Source organism: Micromonospora sp. NPDC005305 (assembly GCF_040607315.1).
Classification (GTDB): Bacteria; Actinomycetota; Actinomycetes; order Mycobacteriales; family Micromonosporaceae; genus Micromonospora.
Genome location: NZ_JBEXGL010000012.1, coordinates 127,130 through 143,475, shown reverse-complemented (window position 1 = coordinate 143,475; position 16,346 = coordinate 127,130). Strand labels below are relative to the sequence as shown.

Here is a 16,346-nt window from a genome sequence, read left to right as displayed (position 1 = left end):
CACCGCCGGCGACGGTCAGCCCGGGTCGTCCGACCCGGCCTCGCCGCGGCCGAACACCCGGTACGCCCGGCGGAGCCGCTCGACGAGGCCGGGGCCGCCGATCGCGGCCCCCGGCGGACCGAGCTGGCGCAGCAGCAGCTCCGGTCCGGTGGCCAGGGTGGGCGGCCGGTCCGGCAGCGCCACCGGGGACACCCAGAACCGGTCGACCTCCTCGTCGGGAGGGACCGCCGGCAGCCCCACCAGCACCCGTCCCGCACCGGCCACGGGCCGCGCCGGCCCGGAGTCCGCGCCCGGCCCGTCCGGGGCCACCACCGGGACGGCCGGTGCGGCGGCGCCGCGCAGCGTACGCAGCCGGTCGAGCAGCTCGCCCCGGGACCGCCCCCGCCAGTGCAGGAGCTGGAACGGGTCGGCGTCGAACGCCTCCGCGAGCAGGTAGAAGGTCGCCGCGAGGTGCTTGCACGGCACCGCGAAGTCGGGGCAGCCGCAGCGCTGGTCCAGCTCGCCGACGGCGGCCGGGAAGAGCGGCGCGCCCGCCGCGGCGAACAGCTCCTCCAGCTCCGAGGGCAGGTCACCGGCGAGCAGCCGGGCGCTGAAGAACGCCTGCCCCGCCAGCTCCGCCTCGACCCGCTCCCACACCCCGTCCGGGTACGCGGCCAGCCCGATCCGCACCGGGTAGGGATCCGGCCGGGAGCCCTGCACGCTGGCGGTGACCAGTCCGGGCGCGACATCGAGCCGGAGCACCTGCCCCCGGCGCGCGTACGCCCGGCCCCGGGTGAGCCGGGTGCCGAGCGCGAACGACTCCAGCACCTCCAGGAAGCGGCGGGACCACCAGGAACGTCCGATGGCGCCCCTGGTGCTGCGCGCCTTCAGCCCGCCCTCCACCCGCCGGGGCGGGCCGAACTCGGCGAACCGCGATCCTCCGTCCGGTGTGGTCACTCGACCACCGCCCCGGACTCCAGCGCGAACAGCTCGCGCAGGGTGTCGGTGGACAGCTCGGTGACCCACTGCTCGCCGCTGCCCACCACCCGCTGGGCCAGGCTCCGCTTGTCGGCGATCATCGCGGCCACCTTCTCCTCGACGGTGCCGGCGCAGACGAACTTGCGGACCTGCACCCGGCGGCGCTGGCCGATCCGGAACGCCCGGTCGGTGGCCTGGTCCTCGACGGCCGGGTTCCACCAACGGTCCACGTGCACCACGTGGTTCGCCGCGGTGAGGGTGAGCCCGGTGCCGCCGGCCTTCAGGGAGAGCACGAAGAGCGGCGGGCCCGCCGGGGACTGGAAGCGGGTCACCATGGCGTCCCGTTCCGCCTTGCCCACCCCACCGTGCAGGAGCAGCACCTCCCGGCCCGTACGCGCCGACAGGTGACCGCGCAGCATCCCGCCGAACTCGGCGTACTGGGTGAAGAGCAGGGCCCGCTCCCCCGCCGCCAGCACCTCGTCGACGATCTCCTCCAGCCGTTCCAGCTTGCCGGAGCGGCCGGGCAGGGCGGAGCCGTCGTGCAGCAGCTGGGCGGGGTGGTTGCAGACCTGCTTGAGCCGGGTCATGGTGGCCAGCACCAGCCCGCGCCGTTCGATGCCGTCGCTGGACTCGATCTTCGCCATCATGTCGTCGACGACGGCCCGGTAGAGCGCCGCCTGCTCGGCGGTGAGGTTGCAGAGCACCTCCATCTCCAGCTTCTCCGGCAGGTCCGTGATGATCGACGGATCGGTCTTGAGCCGGCGCAGCACGAACGGGCCGGTGATCCGGCGCAACCGCTCGGCCGCCTCGGCGTCGCCGTGCCGCTCGATCGGCTCGGCGAACGTCTTCTTGAAGGTGGCGGCCGGCCCGAGCAGGCCCGGGTTGGCGAACTGCATGATCGACCAGAGGTCGGCCAGCCGGTTCTCCACCGGCGTGCCGGTGACCGCGACGCGGTGCCGCGCGGGCAGCGACCGCACCGCCTCGGCCTGCCGGGTGGAGGCGTTCTTGATCGCCTGCGCCTCATCGACCACCACCCGGTGCCAGTCGATCCCGGCCAGCTCGTACGCGTCCCGCGCGGCCACCGAGTAGGTGGTCAGCACCAGGTCGGCGGCGTGCACGGCGGCGGCGAACGACTCGCCCCGGGCCCGTTCGGCGCCGTGGTGCACGTGGACCCGCAGTTCCGGGGCGAACCTGGCCGCCTCCCGCTGCCAGTTGCCGACCAGCGACATCGGACAGACCAGCAGCGTGGGCCCGGCCTCCGAAGGGTCACCGGCGAGCAGCGCGAGCAACTGCACGGTCTTGCCCAGCCCCATGTCGTCGGCGAGGATCCCGCCCAGCCCGAGCGACTGGAGGAAGGCCAGCCAGGCCAGCCCCCGCCGCTGGTACGGCCGCAGCGTCCCGGCGAACCCGGGCGGCGGGTCGGCCGGGCTGAGCCGCCGCTCCGCCTCCCCGGCCAGCAGCTCGCCCAGCGCGCCGTCCGCGGCCACCTCCAGCACCGGCAGCTCGCCGGGGCGGTCGGCCCCGGCCAGCCCCATCCGCAGCAGGTCGGCCACGGTCAGCTCGCCCGAGGAGCGGAGCAGCCGCAGCCCGGCCTCCAGCCGCTGCGGATCCAGCTCGACCCAGCGACCGCGCAGCCGCACCAGCGGCGACTTCAGCTCGGCCAGCGAGGCCAGCTCCTCGGCGGTCAGCGGCTGGTCGCCGAGGGCCACCTCCCAGCGGTAGTCGACCAGGGCGTCCATCCCGAGCCCGCCGGCGGCGACGGCCACCGTGCCGGGCGCGGTCCGGCTGCGCGCCCGCAGCCGCGCCCCGAGGCGGGAGGAGGAACGCCGCCACCAGGAGGGCAGCAGCACCCCGAAGCCCGCCGCGTGCAGCACGGGCGCCCCCTCCCGGAGGAACCGGTGCGCGCCGTCGGCGTCCAGCTCCATCCCCTCCGGCGCGGCGGTGCGCAGCGCGGCGTCCAGCTCGGGCCAGAGCCGGCTGGCCCGGCCCAGCTCGGCCAGCAGGGTCTCCTGCGGGTCGACGCCACGGGCGGCGAGCGCGGGCGCCGGCCGCTGCCAGATGTGCGCGGCGTCGACCACCAGCCCCGGCTCGTCGGTCGGGTGCAGGCCGAACTCGACCCGCCAGGCGCCGCCCTCGGCCAGTTCGGCCACCGGGTCGGCGGCCGGCTCGACGAGGCGGAACGCGGCCCGAACCGGGCCGCCGGCGGCGTCGCGCTGCCAGGCGTCCAGCTCGGCCCGGAGGGTGTCCAGGGCGGCGGGCTCGGCGGCGAACGCAGGCTCCGGGCCGGTGAGCGCGGCCAGCCAGGGCGGCACCGGCCCGCCGGGGCGCATGCCGCGGGGCAACCGGGTGTCGGCCAGTGCCGCCCGGGCGGCGGCGTCCACCAGCCCGTCCAACGCCCCGGCCACCAGGTCCCCCAGCTCGACGTCACCCACCACGGTCACGCCGCCCGGCTCCGCACCGCCCACCGCGGCCGCCCGGCCCGGCCCGGCCCCGCCCACCACCGGCACACGGCCGGGGCCCGCTTCGGTGGGTGCGTCTGTTGTCGCCCCGGCGACAACAGCTGCACCCGGAGCGGGGGCGACGGGGTGCCACTCGCGGGCGGCGCGGGCGGCCGGGGGCAGGGCGAGGGCCAGCGAGCGGGCCCAGGCCGCGTCCGTGCCGGTGAGCAGCGGACGCCAGACAGCGGCGGCGATCACCACGTCCGAGTCGTCGACGACCCGCAGGCCCCGCGGCCCACCATCGGCGCGAGTGGCGTCGACGCCGGGAGCGGGACCGGCGACGCACGGCAGCAGCCGGCCGCGGGTGACCAGGTCGGCGGCGAAGTCGGCCAGTTCGGCCAGGTGGCGCAGGCTCGCCCCGGCCACCGCCTCCCCCGGTTCCAGCGCCCGGAGCAGGGCGAACGCGGCGTCCGGGGCGTACACCAGGGCGGGGACCCGCCAGCCCGCGCGGGTGACCGGGCCGCGGACCGGGTCCCCGGCGGCGGTCCGGACCAGCTCGGGTGAGTCCAGCGGCGAGCCGGCCCGGGTGGGCAGGTCGAGCAGCACGGCGGCCGGCGCGCCCGGCGGGCCGCCGAGCGCCGCGGCCAGGGTGGCGTGGTCGGCGGCGAAGGGGTGCGGCCGCTCGCGCGGGGCGCGGCCCGGCCGGCGGGGCGCGCGGGCCGGACGGGTGCTGTCCTCGGCCCAGACGGCGAGCCCGCGCCCGGACAGCCACAACCCGTGGATGACCAGCACGCACTCCCCCTCGACGACGCCCGGGGCCAGGATAGGCGGCCGGCGCGGACTACTGTCGGCGCCATGGTCGATCTGCTCGTGATCGGCGGGTTGGGCGTGGACATCCGTGCCCAGGTGCCCGCCCTGCCGCTGCCGGCCGCCGACTCGCTGGCGGTGCCCCCGATCGAGTTGCGGGTCGGCAACACCGGGGCCGGGGTGGCGCTGGCCGCGCACGCGCTCGGCCTGCGGGTGGCCCTGGTCGACGTGCTCGGCGCCGACCCGGCCGGCGACGTGGTCCGGGCGGCGCTGGCCCGCACCTCGGTACGCGCCGTGCTGGCCCACGCCCCGGCCGGCACCCGCCGGTCGGTGAACCTGGTCGACCCGGCCGGCCGGCGGATGTCGCTCTACGACCCGCGCCCGTGGTCCGGTCCGGCGCCGTTCGGCGAGGCGGAGCTGGCCGGGCTGGTGCGCGGGGCGGCGCACGTGCACGTGTCGATCATGGACTGGGCCCGGGACGCGCTGCCGGCCGTGCGGGCCGCCCTCGGCGCCGGGGTGTCCCTCTCCACCGACCTGCACGACTGGGACGGTGAGAACGACTACCACCGGCCCTTCGCCGACGCGGCCGACCTGGTCTTCCTCAGCGACGTGCGGCTGGGCGACCGGGCCGGCAAGGTGGCGGCCGGGCTGGCGCCGCGGACGGTGCTGGTGACCGGCGGGGCGGCCGGCGCGACCCTGCACGGCCCGGACACGCCGCCGGTGCACGTGCCCGCGACCACCCCACCGGCAGCCGTGGTCGACACCAACGGCGCGGGCGACGCGTTCGCCGCCGGCGTGGTCGCGGCCCGGCTGCGCGGCGCCGGCCCGCTCGACGCGGCCCGTTACGCCGCCCGGGTGGCCGCGGCCGCCTGCACCCACGACGGCATGGAGTATCCGGCCGGCCTGCTGCCCCGGGACTGAGCCCGGTCAGATCGCCCCGGTCTCGCCGTCGGTCAGCTCGCGCAGGATGTCGGCGTGGCCGGCGTGCCGGGCGGTCTCCTCGACGAGGTGCACGAGCACCCAGCGGAGCGACACCTCGCCGAGCTGCGGGTGCGGCACCACGTGGTCGAGGTCGAACCGGGCGGCCACGGCGCGGGACCGGGCGCAGGCGGCCCGGTAGGCGTCGGCCAGCCCGTCCACCGTCTCGCCCGGGTCGAGCGCGAAGCTGGCCTCGGCGTCGGCCTCGCTGGTCAGGTAGACGTCGCCCGGCTCGGGGGCGAAGAGGCAGGGCAGCCAGTTCCGCTCCACCAGGGCGAGGTGTTTGAGCAGCCCGGCGAGGGTGGTGCGGGAGGGCACCAGGCGGCGGGCCGCCTCGGCGTCGGTGAGGCCGCGCGCCTTGCGCAGCACCGTGGCCCGGTGGAAGTCGAGGAACGATTCGAGGATCGCCCGTTCGTCGCCCGTGCGGGCGAGGACCGGACCGAGGGTGGGGTCGATCGTCGGTTCCGCCATCCCCGGAACCTAGTCGCCCGGCCCGCCGGCGCGCTGCCCCTCATCCCGCTGCGGGCCGGCGATCCGCGGGGCAGGATGGGCGCATGGCATCCACGGTGCAGATCCCCCTGATGGGCGGCACGGCCGATGGCGAGGTGGTCACCGTCGAGCTGGACAGCAACGGCCGCCCGCCGCTGACCCACCACCACGTCGGGCCGGAGGGGCTGGCGCACGCCCAGATCTACGAGCTGCAGTCGGACGACAAGCAGGACGGCACGTGGGTCTACAGCTTCCGGGGGCCGGCTGCCTGACGGCTCAGGCCGTGACCCGGGTGAACGTCCGGGACCGGAGGCTCTCCAGCACGCCGCGGGTGACCTGCGAGGTGGCGTGGGCCTGCTCGCACACGGCGGCCACCCGCCGGGCGGTCTCGTCGGCCCGCGCCTCGCGCTCGTCCCACAACCGGTCCACCTCGGCCAGCAACGGGCCCTCCACCTCACGCTCCACGCCGCGCAGCGCCGGCATCCCGAGCCGCTGGGCCAGGTCGAAGACCTTTCCGGCGTACGGCAGGGGCAGGAACGGGGTGCCCATCATGGCCGCGAAGATCAGGAAGTGCAGGCGCATGCCGACCGCCAGATCGAAGTGCTTCATGAGGCCCAGCACCTGCCGGGGCGAGTAGTCGTTGTGCAGGATCCGCCCCCGCTCGGCGGCGATCATGTGCGACATCACCCCGTGCGAGTGCCGGATGTCGTCGCGTTCCATCGGCACGAAGAGCACGTACGCGTCGATCCGGTGCACCAGGAAGTCGCCGATCTGCGCGAGCAGGCGGTGGTAGCCGTCGACGTCGAGGCGTTCCGCCGCCCGGCCCGGCTCCCGGACGCTCAGCCCGACCAGCTGCTTGCCGGCCGGTACGCCCTCCTCGCGCAGCCAGCTCACCGGGAACTCCTCCGGCTTGAGCAGGAACGCCGGGTCGGCGGTGACGGTGATCGGGTTCAGCAGCCCGGCCTCCTCCAGCACCATGCGGGACTCCTGGTCCCGCACGGTCACCTCGGTGGCCTGGCCCAGGGTCTCCCGCACCATCCCGGTGTCCACCCCTTCGCTGAGCGGGCCGACCCCGACCGCGTACGTCAGCAGCGGCAGGCCGCGCTCCTGGGCGACCCGGACCACCCGCAGGTAGCGCCGGGCCTCCTTGTCGTAGAGGATCCCGCCGCCGCCGAGGACGAGCAGGTCGAGCTCGGCCAGGATCGCCGCCGAGTCGACCCGGCTGACGCCCTCCCAGGGCACCGCCTCCACGTCCGGGTGCTCCAGGGCGGTGTGCGCCGGGTTCCGGGAGAAGACGATGATCCGGGCGTTCGGCTCCTGCTGGCGCAGGTCGGCCAGGAGGCCCGTGAGGATCGCCTCGTCGCCGAGGTTGCGACCGCCGTACGAGCCGAGCACACCGATGGTCAGTCCGGCGCCATCCGTCATCGTCGCTCCTCCCCAGGTGCGTCCCGGCCCGCGTTCCCCGTGGACTGCGGTGCATGCCTGGGGCGGCCCCATGCTGAAACCGGACAGCCGGTCGGGAAGTTCTCCGCTAGCCTTTGCGCCCGCGGCGGGGGTTCGCGGCGGGAACAGGAGTGCGGGGATGGCAAGGCTGTCGGCCTCCAGGCTGCGCCAGGCGCGACTCTGGTTGCTGCTGGTGGGGGTCCGTAGTCGGTGGCAGCTGCGGCTCGCGCTGGCCCCGCGCCGGTGGACCTGGTACGCGGCCGTGGTCAGTTTCCTGCTCGGCCTGGCGGGGCTGGTGTCGACTCCGCTCGGATCGGTGCCGGCGTTGCTGGCCGGGCTGGCCGGGGTGCTGCTGTCCGTGATCCTGCTGGCACCGGAGTGGGCGGCCCTGCGCCGGGGCAGTGTGGCGCTCGTGCGGAGCCGAACACCACCCGCGCCGCCGGTGGTGGCCCCGGCCGGCCTGGTCCAGCTCCCCACCGACCCGGGCGAGGTGGCGTGGTGCAGGCCCGACGTGGACGAGGCCCTGCGCGACGCGGACGCGGGCTATCTCTGGTCGGCCGACCGCCACGTGTTGCCGAAGCGGGTGGCCGCCCACACCGGAGCGATCCTGGCCGCCCGGGTCCGCCGCGGAACGATGTTCAACGGGCGGCTGATACGCCAGGACGACGAATTGACGCCGGAGCTGCTGCGCAGCGGCGAGGTCCGGTTGAGCGGCACCGACTACTACTCCCTGATCTGCTCCAACTACCTCGTCGGGTGGCGGGTGGTGGATCGCCGGACCGGTGCGGTCCACCTGGACGGCAGCCGGTTGCCCTACGCGGAGGACGGGCGGCTGTTGACGCTCACCGAGAGCAGGCTGGCGAACGTCATCGGCGTCTCCACGCTCGCGGTGACCAAGGACCGGAAGCTCGTGCTGGGCTGGCAGCAGCCCAAGGCCACGGTGAGCGGCGGTGGGCTCGCCGCGCCGGCGGGCTCGGGCTCGGTGGACCTGATCGATGTGCATGACCGACCCGCGGGGGAATCCTTCGTCGACTTCCTGGCCGCCGCCATGCGCCGGGAGCTGATGGAGGAGAGCCATCTCGCCCCGCACCAGCTCGGACGGACCTGGGTGCTGGGTTACTTCCGGTGGCTCAACCGGGGCGCCAAGCCCGAGTACGTGGGCCTGACCATGCTCGACGTCTCCTCGGACGATCTCCACGGCACCGACGTGCGGCTGGTGGAGACGCCGTACGTCCAACGCCTGACCGTCGACTGCCCGATCGACCTGGAACGGCTGCGCCGTGACCCGGACTCGCTGGACTGCCTGCCCGAGGACGTGGCGGCCGGCGCTTCCATGCCGCTCTACATGGCTCTGCGGGCCCTCGGTGCGGCGCTCCGCCGCAACGACGAGCTGGCCCGGCACCTGCGAGGGCCGTCGGCCGGGACGCGCACCGCCGAGCCCTCGCACGACGCCGGGTAGCTCGAACGCCCCGTTCCTCGATCGGCCCGGTCGGCCGGGAACCGGTGCGGCAACCTGGGGCGCGGATCAGGTCAGGCGCCCGGCCCCACCGACCAGACGAGAGACCAGGGCGGACACCACCTGGTCGGCGTCGAACCCGGCGTCGATCGAGGTGGTGAGCAGGTCGAGCAGGAGCCCGTCGACGGCGTAGTGCAGCAGGGCGATCTCGAAGGCGCCGCCGGGCAGCCCGGCGGCGACGTGGAAGGCGACGTCGTCGGCGTACCCCCGGCGCAGGACGTCGCCGAGCGCGGCCCGCAGCTCGGGGCGCCGGGATGCCTCCAGCCGCAGCTCGAACAGGGCCCGGGTGAGGTCGGGCTCGCGGGTGGTGCGCTCGACGATGTAGCGCAGGTAGTCGGTGACCAGGGCGAGCGAGGGCTCACGCCCGCCGAGGTCGGCCAGCACCGCCGGGTCGGGCGCCATCCGGTCGAAGATCCGTTCGGCCAGCCCGGCGAGCAGCGCCGCCCGGGACGGGAAGTAGTTGGAGGCGGTGCCGGTGGGCACGCCCGCCTCGGCGTCCACCGCCCGGTGGGTCAGCCCGCGCGCGCCGGCCGCGGCGAGCACCCGCAACCCGGCGTCGGCGAGCAGGGTACGGCGTTCCGGATTTCTGACCATGGCAGCACCCTAGCAATAACCACGACAGGTGTTGTACATTCTTCCTCGACCACGACAGCCGTCGTGGTTGCTCCCGGACATCGGAGTCGGTTTGCGCAAGCTCGTGTACTACGTCGCCAGCACCCTCGACGGCTTCATCGCCGCCCCCGACGGGTCCTACGACTTCCTCCCGCTGGAGCCCGACGTGGCGGCCCATCTGACCGCCGAGTGGCCCCAGACCTTCCCCACCTTCACCCACGCCCAGTTCGGCATCGCCTCGCCGCCGACCGGCCGCTTCGACACCCTGCTCATGGGCCGGGCCACCTACGACCCGGCGCTGAAGCTCGGCGTCACCAGCCCCTACGCGCACCTCAAGCAGTACGTCTTCTCCCGCTCGCTGCCCCCGTCCGACGACCCGCAGGTGGAGATCGTCGCCGGCGACCCGGTGGCCTTGGTCCGCGAGCTGAAGGGGCAACCCGGCGGCGACATCTGGCTCTGCGGCGGCGGGCAGCTCGCCGGCCAGCTCCTCGATGAGGTCGACGAGCTGGTGGTCAAGCTCCACCCGACCCTGGCCGGCAGCGGCATCCCGCTGGCCGACCGGGGCTTCACGCCGACCCGGTTCACCCTGACCGAGACCCGGCCGTTCGACAGCGGCCTGGTCATGCTCCGCTACACCGCCGGGCCGCGGTAATCGGGTTGCCGCGGCCGGGCGGGGTCGCGCACGGTGGGGCGGTGACCAGCCTGACGAAGAGCCGGATCCGCTGGAGCGACCTGCCCGCGCCCGTCCGCGCCGCCGTCGAGGAGATCCTGGGCGACCGGGTGGTGGCCACGGAGTCGCAGCACGGCGGCTTCTCCCCCGGCACCGCCGACCGGATCCGCACCGCCGGTGGCCGGCGGGCCTTCGTCAAGGCGGTCAGCCCGGCGCAGAACGACCGCAGCCCCACCCTGCACCGGGCGGAGGCGCGGATCGCCGCCGCGCTGCCGCCGGCCGCGCCGGCGCCCCGGCTGCTCGGCAGCCACGACGACGGCGACTGGATCGCGCTGGTCTTCAGCGACGTCGAGGGCCGCCACCCGGTCACCCCGTGGGACGCCGGCGAGCTGGCCGCCGTGCTGTCCACCCTGGAGGCGATGGCCGGGGTGCTCACCCCGGCCCCCGCCGCGGTGGTCACCACCGCGACCGACCAACTCGCGTACGACTTCGGCGGCTGGCGGCGGCTCGCCGACGACCCGCCGGCCGACCTGGACCCGTGGGCGCGGAGCCGGCTGCCCGAGCTGTGCGCGGCCGCCGACCGGGGGCTGGCCGCACTGGCCGGCGAGACCCTCTGCCACCTCGACATCCGGGCCGACAACCTGCTCATCGGCCCGGACGGCACGGTCACCGTGGTCGACTGGCCGTGGGCCTGCCGCGGGCCGGCCTGGCTGGACAGCCTGCTGGTCCTGGTCAACGTGCAGGTGCACGGCGGTCACGACCCGGAGGCGCTGCTGTCCGCCCTGCCGCTCGCCGCCGGGGTGGACCCGGCCGACCTGACCGGCGTGCTGGCCGGGTTCACCGGCTTCTTCCTGGACGGCGCCCGCCAGCCGCCCCCGCCGGGCATCCCGACCGTCCGGGCGTTCCAGCGTCTGCAGGGCGACGCGCTGCTGCCCTGGCTCGCCCGCCGGTTCGGCTGACGATCAGGGCCGATTCAGGTCCGTTCCGGGAGCTTCTCCTGCCGGGTCCAGCTCGTCCAGCCCCGCTCGCGCATCAGATCGCGCATCAGCCGGGCCCCGGGATGGGCCTCGTCGGCGAGCGCGTCGAGCAGGTCGTAAGGCAGGTCGTCCGCCGGATCACCCTGGCCGGCGGTCTCGCCCGCGGCGTAGGCCTCCTCGGACAGCTCCGCCATGATGTCGGCGGCCTCCTCCATGAGCCCGTGGGCGGCCTCCTCGGTCAGGCCTTCGCCGGGCGGGCCGCCCTCCACCAGCGTGGACAGGACCAGATAGAGCCGGACCATCCGCGGGTCCTCCAGCTGCGCGAACTTGGACGGCATCCACGCGCGGACCTGCTCCGGCCAGCGGGCCGCGACCAGGATCCACCCGTCCCGCTCCGCCTCCACGACGCGCTCGGACACCCCGATCTCCCGGAGCCGGTCGAGATAGGCGAGGACCTCCGGCGGGAGGCCGCCACTGTTTCCGGCGGCCAGCTGGGCGATCTGCTTGCGGCTGGTCTCCAGCCGGCTGATCTCGTCGGACAGGCGGCCGTCGATGCGATGGATCGCCGCGGCGAAATGCGCCTCGTCCGCCCGCAGCAGCGCGGTGATCTCGGAGAGTGGCACCCCGGCGTCGGCCAGGGCGCGGATCTTCAGGAGGGCGACGACGGCGCTCGCACCGTACCGCCGGTAGCCGGAGGCGTCGCGCTCCGGCTCCGGCAGCAGGCCGATCTGGTGGTAGTGCCGCACCGCCCGCACGGTGACACCGGCGTACGACGCCAGTTGCCCGATCGTCAGCATGATCCTGATCCTGCTCTGCTCAGGAGAACTTGCGCCGCTGGACGATGGTGCCGAACACGTGCGCGTATCGCATCGGCCGGCGGTGGCTTGTCCATGCCGCCAGCATGACGGGTTGACGCAGCGTCAGGGTCAAGCAGCCCCCCGCCCGCCGGCTGGACTGAGGATTGGACCCGAGTCAGGCCCGCTTCGCGAAGGCCACGAAGGCGCGCCAGATCTGCGGCGTGAACGTGAGCACGGGACCAGCCGGGTCCTTGCTGTCCCGAACACCCACCACGCCCGGCAGGTTGTCGGCCACCTCGACGCAGGCGCCACCATTCGACCCCGAGCGGGTCGACTTACGCCATCGGGCATCGGTCAGGTCCATGATCACATCGCCTCCCTTAATCAGATCGAACGAGGTCAGGCCCGCTTCGCTAAGGTGACGAAGGCGCGCCAGGTTTCCGGGGTGAAGGTGAGCACGGGACCGGACGGGTCCTTGCTGTCCCGCACGCCCACGAGGCCGGGCAGGTTGTCGGCCACCTCGACGCACGATCCGCCGTTCGATCCCGAGCGGGTCGACTTGCGCCACCGGGCACCGGTCAGATCCATGATCGCGCCGCCTCCTTGATCAGGTCGAGAGACTGTCGGCGGGACAGGGCTTCGCCACGGACGGCCTCCCACTTCCGATGCAAGCTAGCAATGTCGTCGGTGTGGTTGACCACCTGCGCGCGGACCTGATGATCGAGATGGGCCAGCACTGTTCCGTCGCTCAAGGTGGCCAGGATGAAGCCGCCCTGCAACGCAGGGTAGAGCCCGGCTTCCTCGGGCACCACCAGGATCTGCACGTGTGGCAGCTCGGCCATCTTCACCAGATGGGCGAGCTGCTGGCCCATCAGGGATGCGTGCCCCCGGAGCGGCCGACGGAGCACCATGACATCAAGGACGGCGACGAGTGGGCACGGGTGCGCCCGGGTCAGGATGGCCTGCCGCCCCAACCGCGAGACGACCCGCTGGTCGGTTTCCTCTTCCGTCAGCAGGCTGTCGGCCAAGGTCATTCGCGCATAGGCCTCAGTCTGGAGGATGCCGGGGACGTAGGCCGGCTCGTACCAGCGGAGCAAGGTCGCCTCGCGTTCACTGTCGATCCACGTCCGCAGCCAGGGCGGGGTGCCCTCGACCACCGAGGCGCGGCGGAGCATCCGCGCGAAGATGCCACCGGTGTCCATCGCCTGGTCGACCGCCGCGAGGAAGTCGGACTTCGGCGGGCGCTGACCCGTCTCCACACCGGACACGTGGGATGCCGAGTAATTGATCAGCTTGGCCAGGTCCTCCTGGCTGAGGCCGGCTCGGAGGCGAGCCTGTCGCAGCTCACCGGCGATGAAGTCCCACCACGACCCGCCCATGCTCTCCCTTTCTCCGCCCAATTGCGCGCCCGGCCTCCCACGGCCTCCCGCGCCGGGTTCCGGCCCTGCTCAGCAGCTATCCAGACCGGCCGGATTCCTTCCGAGCGTAGTGCCGTCCTCAACAGACTGTCACCGGTGGGCCGCCTCCCGTCCGGCTCACCGTGGGGTCGCCCCCGAGTCCCCCGATGCAGGGGGCGGCCCCGACCCCGGATTCCGTGACAAGGAAGGTCGTGATGAGGGGCGCCATGTTTCCCGTACCCCGGCTCGGGCCGCACCCGGACCGGCCGCGCGCCTACCCGCCGAGCCGGCCGCCGCATGTGCCGCTCCGGCCGCTGTGGCTGTGCCGGGCCTGCGGGTCGCCGTGGCCGTGCGCCCAGGCCCGGCTGCTGCTCAAGGTCGAGTACGCGGATCACCCGGTCGACCTGGCCGTCTACCTGTCCGGGCTCTACCACGAGGCGACCCACGACCTGTTCCGGCTCAACCCGGACGACGGGCCCACGCCCCGGGATCTGTTCGAACGGTTCGTTGCCTGGGGGCCGTACCGGCGGGGCGTGGTCGAATGACCGCCTCAACCATCGGCCGGGTGGGCGGCGTTCCTAGAGGGCGAGGGGGTGGGCATGTCGGAGACGTTCCACGAGTTCGTGGTGCAGCGGTCGCCCGCGCTGTCGCGGACCGCGTACCTGCTGACCGGGGACCACCAGCACGCCGAGGACCTGTTGCAGAGCGCGCTGGCCCGGACGTACCGGCACTGGCGGCGGATCCACGACGGGGACCCGGAGGCGTACGTGCGCCGGGTCATGTACCACCAGCAGGTCTCGTGGTGGCGCCGGCGGCGGCTCGCGGAACGGCTGGACGCGACGCCGGTCGAGCGGGGCGGCGGCGACCACACCGAGAACACGGCGCTGCGGCTCAGCGTGGTGGCCGCGCTGCGCCGGCTGACCGGCCGGCAGCGGGCCGTGGTGGTGCTCCGCTACTACGAGGACCTGACCGAGGCGCAGGTGGCCGAGGTGCTCGGCTGCTCGGTGGGCACGGTGAAGCGGCACGGGCACGACGCCGTGCGCCGGCTCCGCCAGCTCATCCCCGACCTGTGGGAGGCCACGCCGGAGAGGAGCGGGCGATGAGCGTACGGCTGCGGGAGGCGCTGCGGGAGGCGGCGGCCGAGGTGCCCGCGTACCCGGTGCACGATCGGGCGGTGCGGACCGCGCGGCGCACCCGCCGGCGCATGGCGGCGGCGGTCGCGGCGGTGCTGGTGCTGGTGGCGCTCGTGCCGCTGGCGGTGGGCGGTGGCGGGCGGCCGGCGCCGGCCCCGGCCGGGGTGGGCGGCCCGGCGCTGCCGGACCGGATCGGGCTGCCGGGGTTCGGCGCGCTGCGGGCCACCGACCGGCCCCGGCTCGGCCCGGCGTCGGTCGTGTTCAGCGGGCAGGCGCGCGGGCTCACCGGGTTGATCGACGAGGACGGCACCGTGGGCATCGTCGCCGCCGAGGCCGACCGCTACCGGACCTGGACGGTCGGCTTCGAGGCGCCAGCCGGTGAGCAGGTGCTGCTCTCCCCCGACGGGCGGCGGATCGCCGTGCCGGCCGGGTCGCCCGAGCACCGCGGGATCGACCTGGTCGACCTGGTGGACGGGACGGTCCGGCGGCTGCCCAGCCCCAGGCAGGGCAGCACGCTGACCGAGCCGGCCGGGTGGGCGCCCGACGGGACGGCGCTGGTGGTCCGGGACACCACGCCGACCAACCCGGAGGGCAGCACCTACGCCAACACGCTCAGCCTGGTGCGGCTCGACACCGGCCGGGCGGTGCGCCTGCTGGAGGTGGAGCAACTGCCGGTCTTCGGCACCCCGGTCGCGTTCACGGCCGACGGGTCCCGGCTGGCCTACCAGGTCGGCGACAAGGTGCTCGTGTCCAGTGCCGACGGGCGGAGCATCTCCTCCTTCCCGCTGCCGCCGGAGAGCGGGCTGGCCGGCAAGGGAGCCTGGCTGCCGGACGGGACGCTGGCGCTGGTCAGCCACGACCCGGGCACCGAGCGGTGGCGGCTGCGGCGGGTCGACACGACCGGGAAGGATCTCGGCGCCCCGGCGCTGCCCGCCGTCGCGGGCGTCACCACGATCCGGCTGCTCGGCTGGCAGGCGGACGGAACCGCGGTGGTGGTGGCGTACCGGCCCGAGCCGAACTCCCCGACCTCCTTTGACCGCGCGCTGGAGATGGACCAGCGGACCGCGTACGGGAACGTGCGGACGGTCCGGGTGCTGGGCCTCGCGCCGGGGGCCGCCGCGCCGACCACCCTGCTGACCGCCCCGGACCAGGTGCTCGCCATCGACGTGGCGGACGCGGTGGTCCGCGCCGGGCGGGTCCGCGCGGCGGATCCACCGGCGGGACCGGGCGGCCGGTTCTGGTGGGCGGCGGGGGCCGTGGTGCTGGTGGTCGGCGGCCTGCTGGCCGGGCGGCTGCTCCGGCGGGGACGCGCCCGCCGCATCACCCGGGGGCGCGCACCTCGTGGGTGAGGAAGGGCAGCACCGCCGCGGGCAGGGCCGGTGAGCCGACGATGTCGTAGTGGGTCAGCCCGGGCAGCACGGCCAACCGGGACGCGGGCCGGTCGGTGCCGTCCCCGCCGGCGTCCCGGTGGCCGCCGCCGAGCAGCCCGAAGAACTCGGCCACGTGGCGGACCGGGATCGAGTCGGCGTCGGCGAAGACCAGCAGCACCGGCATGGGCAGGGCGGCCACCTCGGCCGACCAGTCGTACTCGCGGCGCAGCAGCTCGCCGGTCTTCGCCCAGAGCGTCGGCCAGTCCTGCGGGCGGGGCGCGACCCGCGCGTAAAGCTGGTGCGGCGGGGTGCCGCGCATCTGCTCGGCGACTCGCTCGTCCTGCGCGGCCATGGCGGCCAGCACCTCCGGGTACCAGCCCTGCCGCCGGCACGGCGTGGAGACCAGCACGAGGCGGCGGACCAGGGCCGGGTGCTGGACGGCGGCGCGCAGGGCCACCCCGCCGCCGAGCGAGTAGCCCAGCACGTCGGCCGGCGGCAGGTCGAGGTGCCGCAGCAGGGCGGCGAGGTCGTCGGCCATCGACTCGTAGCGCAGCGGCCGGTCCACGTCGGCGGTGCGGCCGTGGCCCTGGAGGTCGACGGCGACGACCTGCCGGCGCGTGGTCAGGTCGGGAAGGATCGGGGCGAACATCTCCGTCGACCCGTACCCGCCGTGGAGCAGGACGAGCGGGCGGCCCGTCCCGTGCATCTCGTACCAGAGCCGCACCCCGTTGACGTCCGCGTAACTCACGCCCGGTTCAACGA

At 74.9% G+C, this 16,346-nt stretch carries 18 protein-coding genes; 8 read left to right on the top strand and 10 right to left on the bottom strand.

Annotated features, from left to right (window positions below):
* Positions 1-15: 15 nt before the first annotated feature.
* On the bottom strand, positions 16-936 hold the full coding sequence (locus tag ABZS80_RS21240; RefSeq protein WP_355058243.1) for an SWIM zinc finger family protein: 921 nt from the start codon (positions 934-936) through the stop codon (positions 16-18).
* Positions 933-4,187, bottom strand: a complete 3,255-nt coding sequence (locus ABZS80_RS21235; RefSeq protein WP_355058241.1) for a DEAD/DEAH box helicase — start codon at positions 4,185-4,187, stop codon at positions 933-935. The genes ABZS80_RS21240 and ABZS80_RS21235 overlap by 4 nt, the downstream gene beginning before the upstream one ends.
* Before the next feature lie 63 nt (positions 4,188-4,250).
* Between ABZS80_RS21235 and ABZS80_RS21230 the strand changes: the two genes are divergently transcribed.
* The gene (locus tag ABZS80_RS21230; protein ID WP_355058239.1) at positions 4,251-5,123 is read left to right on the top strand and encodes a carbohydrate kinase family protein; all 873 of its coding nucleotides are present in this window, start codon (positions 4,251-4,253) and stop codon (positions 5,121-5,123) included.
* Positions 5,124-5,129: 6 nt separating this feature from the next.
* Here the strand turns inward: ABZS80_RS21230 and ABZS80_RS21225 are convergent, their stop codons facing one another.
* Positions 5,130-5,651 carry a DinB family protein gene (locus ABZS80_RS21225; protein ID WP_151461531.1) on the bottom strand — a complete coding sequence of 174 codons (522 nt, stop codon included), beginning with the start codon at positions 5,649-5,651 and terminating at the stop codon, positions 5,130-5,132.
* Positions 5,652-5,734: 83 nt separating this feature from the next.
* Between ABZS80_RS21225 and ABZS80_RS21220 the strand changes: the two genes are divergently transcribed.
* Positions 5,735-5,941 (top strand): hypothetical protein, encoded by a 207-nt coding sequence (locus tag ABZS80_RS21220; protein ID WP_151461532.1) that lies wholly within the window; start codon positions 5,735-5,737, stop codon positions 5,939-5,941.
* A gap of 4 nt (positions 5,942-5,945) precedes the next feature.
* Here the strand turns inward: ABZS80_RS21220 and ABZS80_RS21215 are convergent, their stop codons facing one another.
* Positions 5,946-7,094: a polysaccharide pyruvyl transferase family protein gene (locus ABZS80_RS21215; protein WP_355058236.1), complete on the bottom strand. Its 1,149-nt coding sequence runs from the start codon at positions 7,092-7,094 to the stop codon at positions 5,946-5,948.
* Positions 7,095-7,251: 157 nt separating this feature from the next.
* On the opposite strand from ABZS80_RS21215, the gene ABZS80_RS21210 reads away from it, so the two are divergent.
* Complete coding sequence (locus tag ABZS80_RS21210) at positions 7,252-8,571, top strand: hypothetical protein (protein ID WP_355058234.1); 1,320 nt, start codon at positions 7,252-7,254, stop codon at positions 8,569-8,571.
* A 66-nt stretch (positions 8,572-8,637) separates the two neighbouring features.
* Here ABZS80_RS21210 and ABZS80_RS21205 read toward each other — a convergent pair whose 3' ends face one another.
* Positions 8,638-9,222: a TetR/AcrR family transcriptional regulator gene (locus tag ABZS80_RS21205; RefSeq protein ID WP_151461535.1), complete on the bottom strand. Its 585-nt coding sequence runs from the start codon at positions 9,220-9,222 to the stop codon at positions 8,638-8,640.
* A gap of 91 nt (positions 9,223-9,313) precedes the next feature.
* Here ABZS80_RS21205 and ABZS80_RS21200 point away from each other — a divergent pair, with 91 nt between their 5' ends.
* A complete protein-coding gene (locus ABZS80_RS21200) occupies positions 9,314-9,892 on the top strand; it encodes a dihydrofolate reductase family protein (RefSeq protein WP_355058232.1) in 579 nt (192 codons plus the stop codon).
* A gap of 41 nt (positions 9,893-9,933) precedes the next feature.
* Positions 9,934-10,869 carry a phosphotransferase gene (locus tag ABZS80_RS21195; RefSeq protein WP_355058230.1) on the top strand — a complete coding sequence of 312 codons (936 nt, stop codon included), beginning with the start codon at positions 9,934-9,936 and terminating at the stop codon, positions 10,867-10,869.
* A 14-nt stretch (positions 10,870-10,883) separates the two neighbouring features.
* Here the strand turns inward: ABZS80_RS21195 and ABZS80_RS21190 are convergent, their stop codons facing one another.
* The 4 genes from ABZS80_RS21190 to ABZS80_RS21175 form a co-directional block, all read right to left on the bottom strand.
* Positions 10,884-11,684: a MerR family transcriptional regulator gene (locus ABZS80_RS21190; protein ID WP_355058228.1), complete on the bottom strand. Its 801-nt coding sequence runs from the start codon at positions 11,682-11,684 to the stop codon at positions 10,884-10,886.
* 175 nt (positions 11,685-11,859) lie between these two features.
* Positions 11,860-12,048 (bottom strand): DUF397 domain-containing protein, encoded by a 189-nt coding sequence (locus ABZS80_RS21185; protein ID WP_355058372.1) that lies wholly within the window; start codon positions 12,046-12,048, stop codon positions 11,860-11,862.
* Positions 12,049-12,083: 35 nt separating this feature from the next.
* Positions 12,084-12,272, bottom strand: coding sequence for a DUF397 domain-containing protein (locus tag ABZS80_RS21180; RefSeq protein WP_355058226.1), 189 nt, complete (start codon positions 12,270-12,272; stop codon positions 12,084-12,086).
* Complete coding sequence (locus ABZS80_RS21175) at positions 12,263-13,063, bottom strand: helix-turn-helix transcriptional regulator (RefSeq protein WP_355058224.1); 801 nt, start codon at positions 13,061-13,063, stop codon at positions 12,263-12,265. Before ABZS80_RS21175 ends, ABZS80_RS21180 begins: the two co-directional genes overlap by 10 nt.
* 245 nt (positions 13,064-13,308) lie before the next feature.
* On the opposite strand from ABZS80_RS21175, the gene ABZS80_RS21170 reads away from it, so the two are divergent.
* From ABZS80_RS21170 to ABZS80_RS21160, 3 genes are read left to right on the top strand one after another with little or no spacing between them, the layout of a single operon-like run.
* Positions 13,309-13,626: a hypothetical protein gene (locus ABZS80_RS21170; protein WP_355058223.1), complete on the top strand. Its 318-nt coding sequence runs from the start codon at positions 13,309-13,311 to the stop codon at positions 13,624-13,626.
* A gap of 54 nt (positions 13,627-13,680) precedes the next feature.
* On the top strand, positions 13,681-14,184 hold the full coding sequence (locus ABZS80_RS21165) for a SigE family RNA polymerase sigma factor (RefSeq protein ID WP_355058221.1): 504 nt from the start codon (positions 13,681-13,683) through the stop codon (positions 14,182-14,184).
* Entirely contained in the window at positions 14,181-15,563 is a 1,383-nt protein-coding gene (locus tag ABZS80_RS21160; protein ID WP_355058219.1) for a hypothetical protein, read from the top strand. Before ABZS80_RS21165 ends, ABZS80_RS21160 begins: the two co-directional genes overlap by 4 nt.
* On the opposite strand, the gene ABZS80_RS21155 is transcribed toward ABZS80_RS21160, so the two are convergent.
* Positions 15,535-16,332 (bottom strand): alpha/beta fold hydrolase, encoded by a 798-nt coding sequence (locus ABZS80_RS21155; protein WP_355058217.1) that lies wholly within the window; start codon positions 16,330-16,332, stop codon positions 15,535-15,537. The two genes, ABZS80_RS21160 and ABZS80_RS21155, sit on opposite strands and share 29 nt — an antisense overlap.
* Positions 16,333-16,346 lie beyond the last annotated feature (14 nt).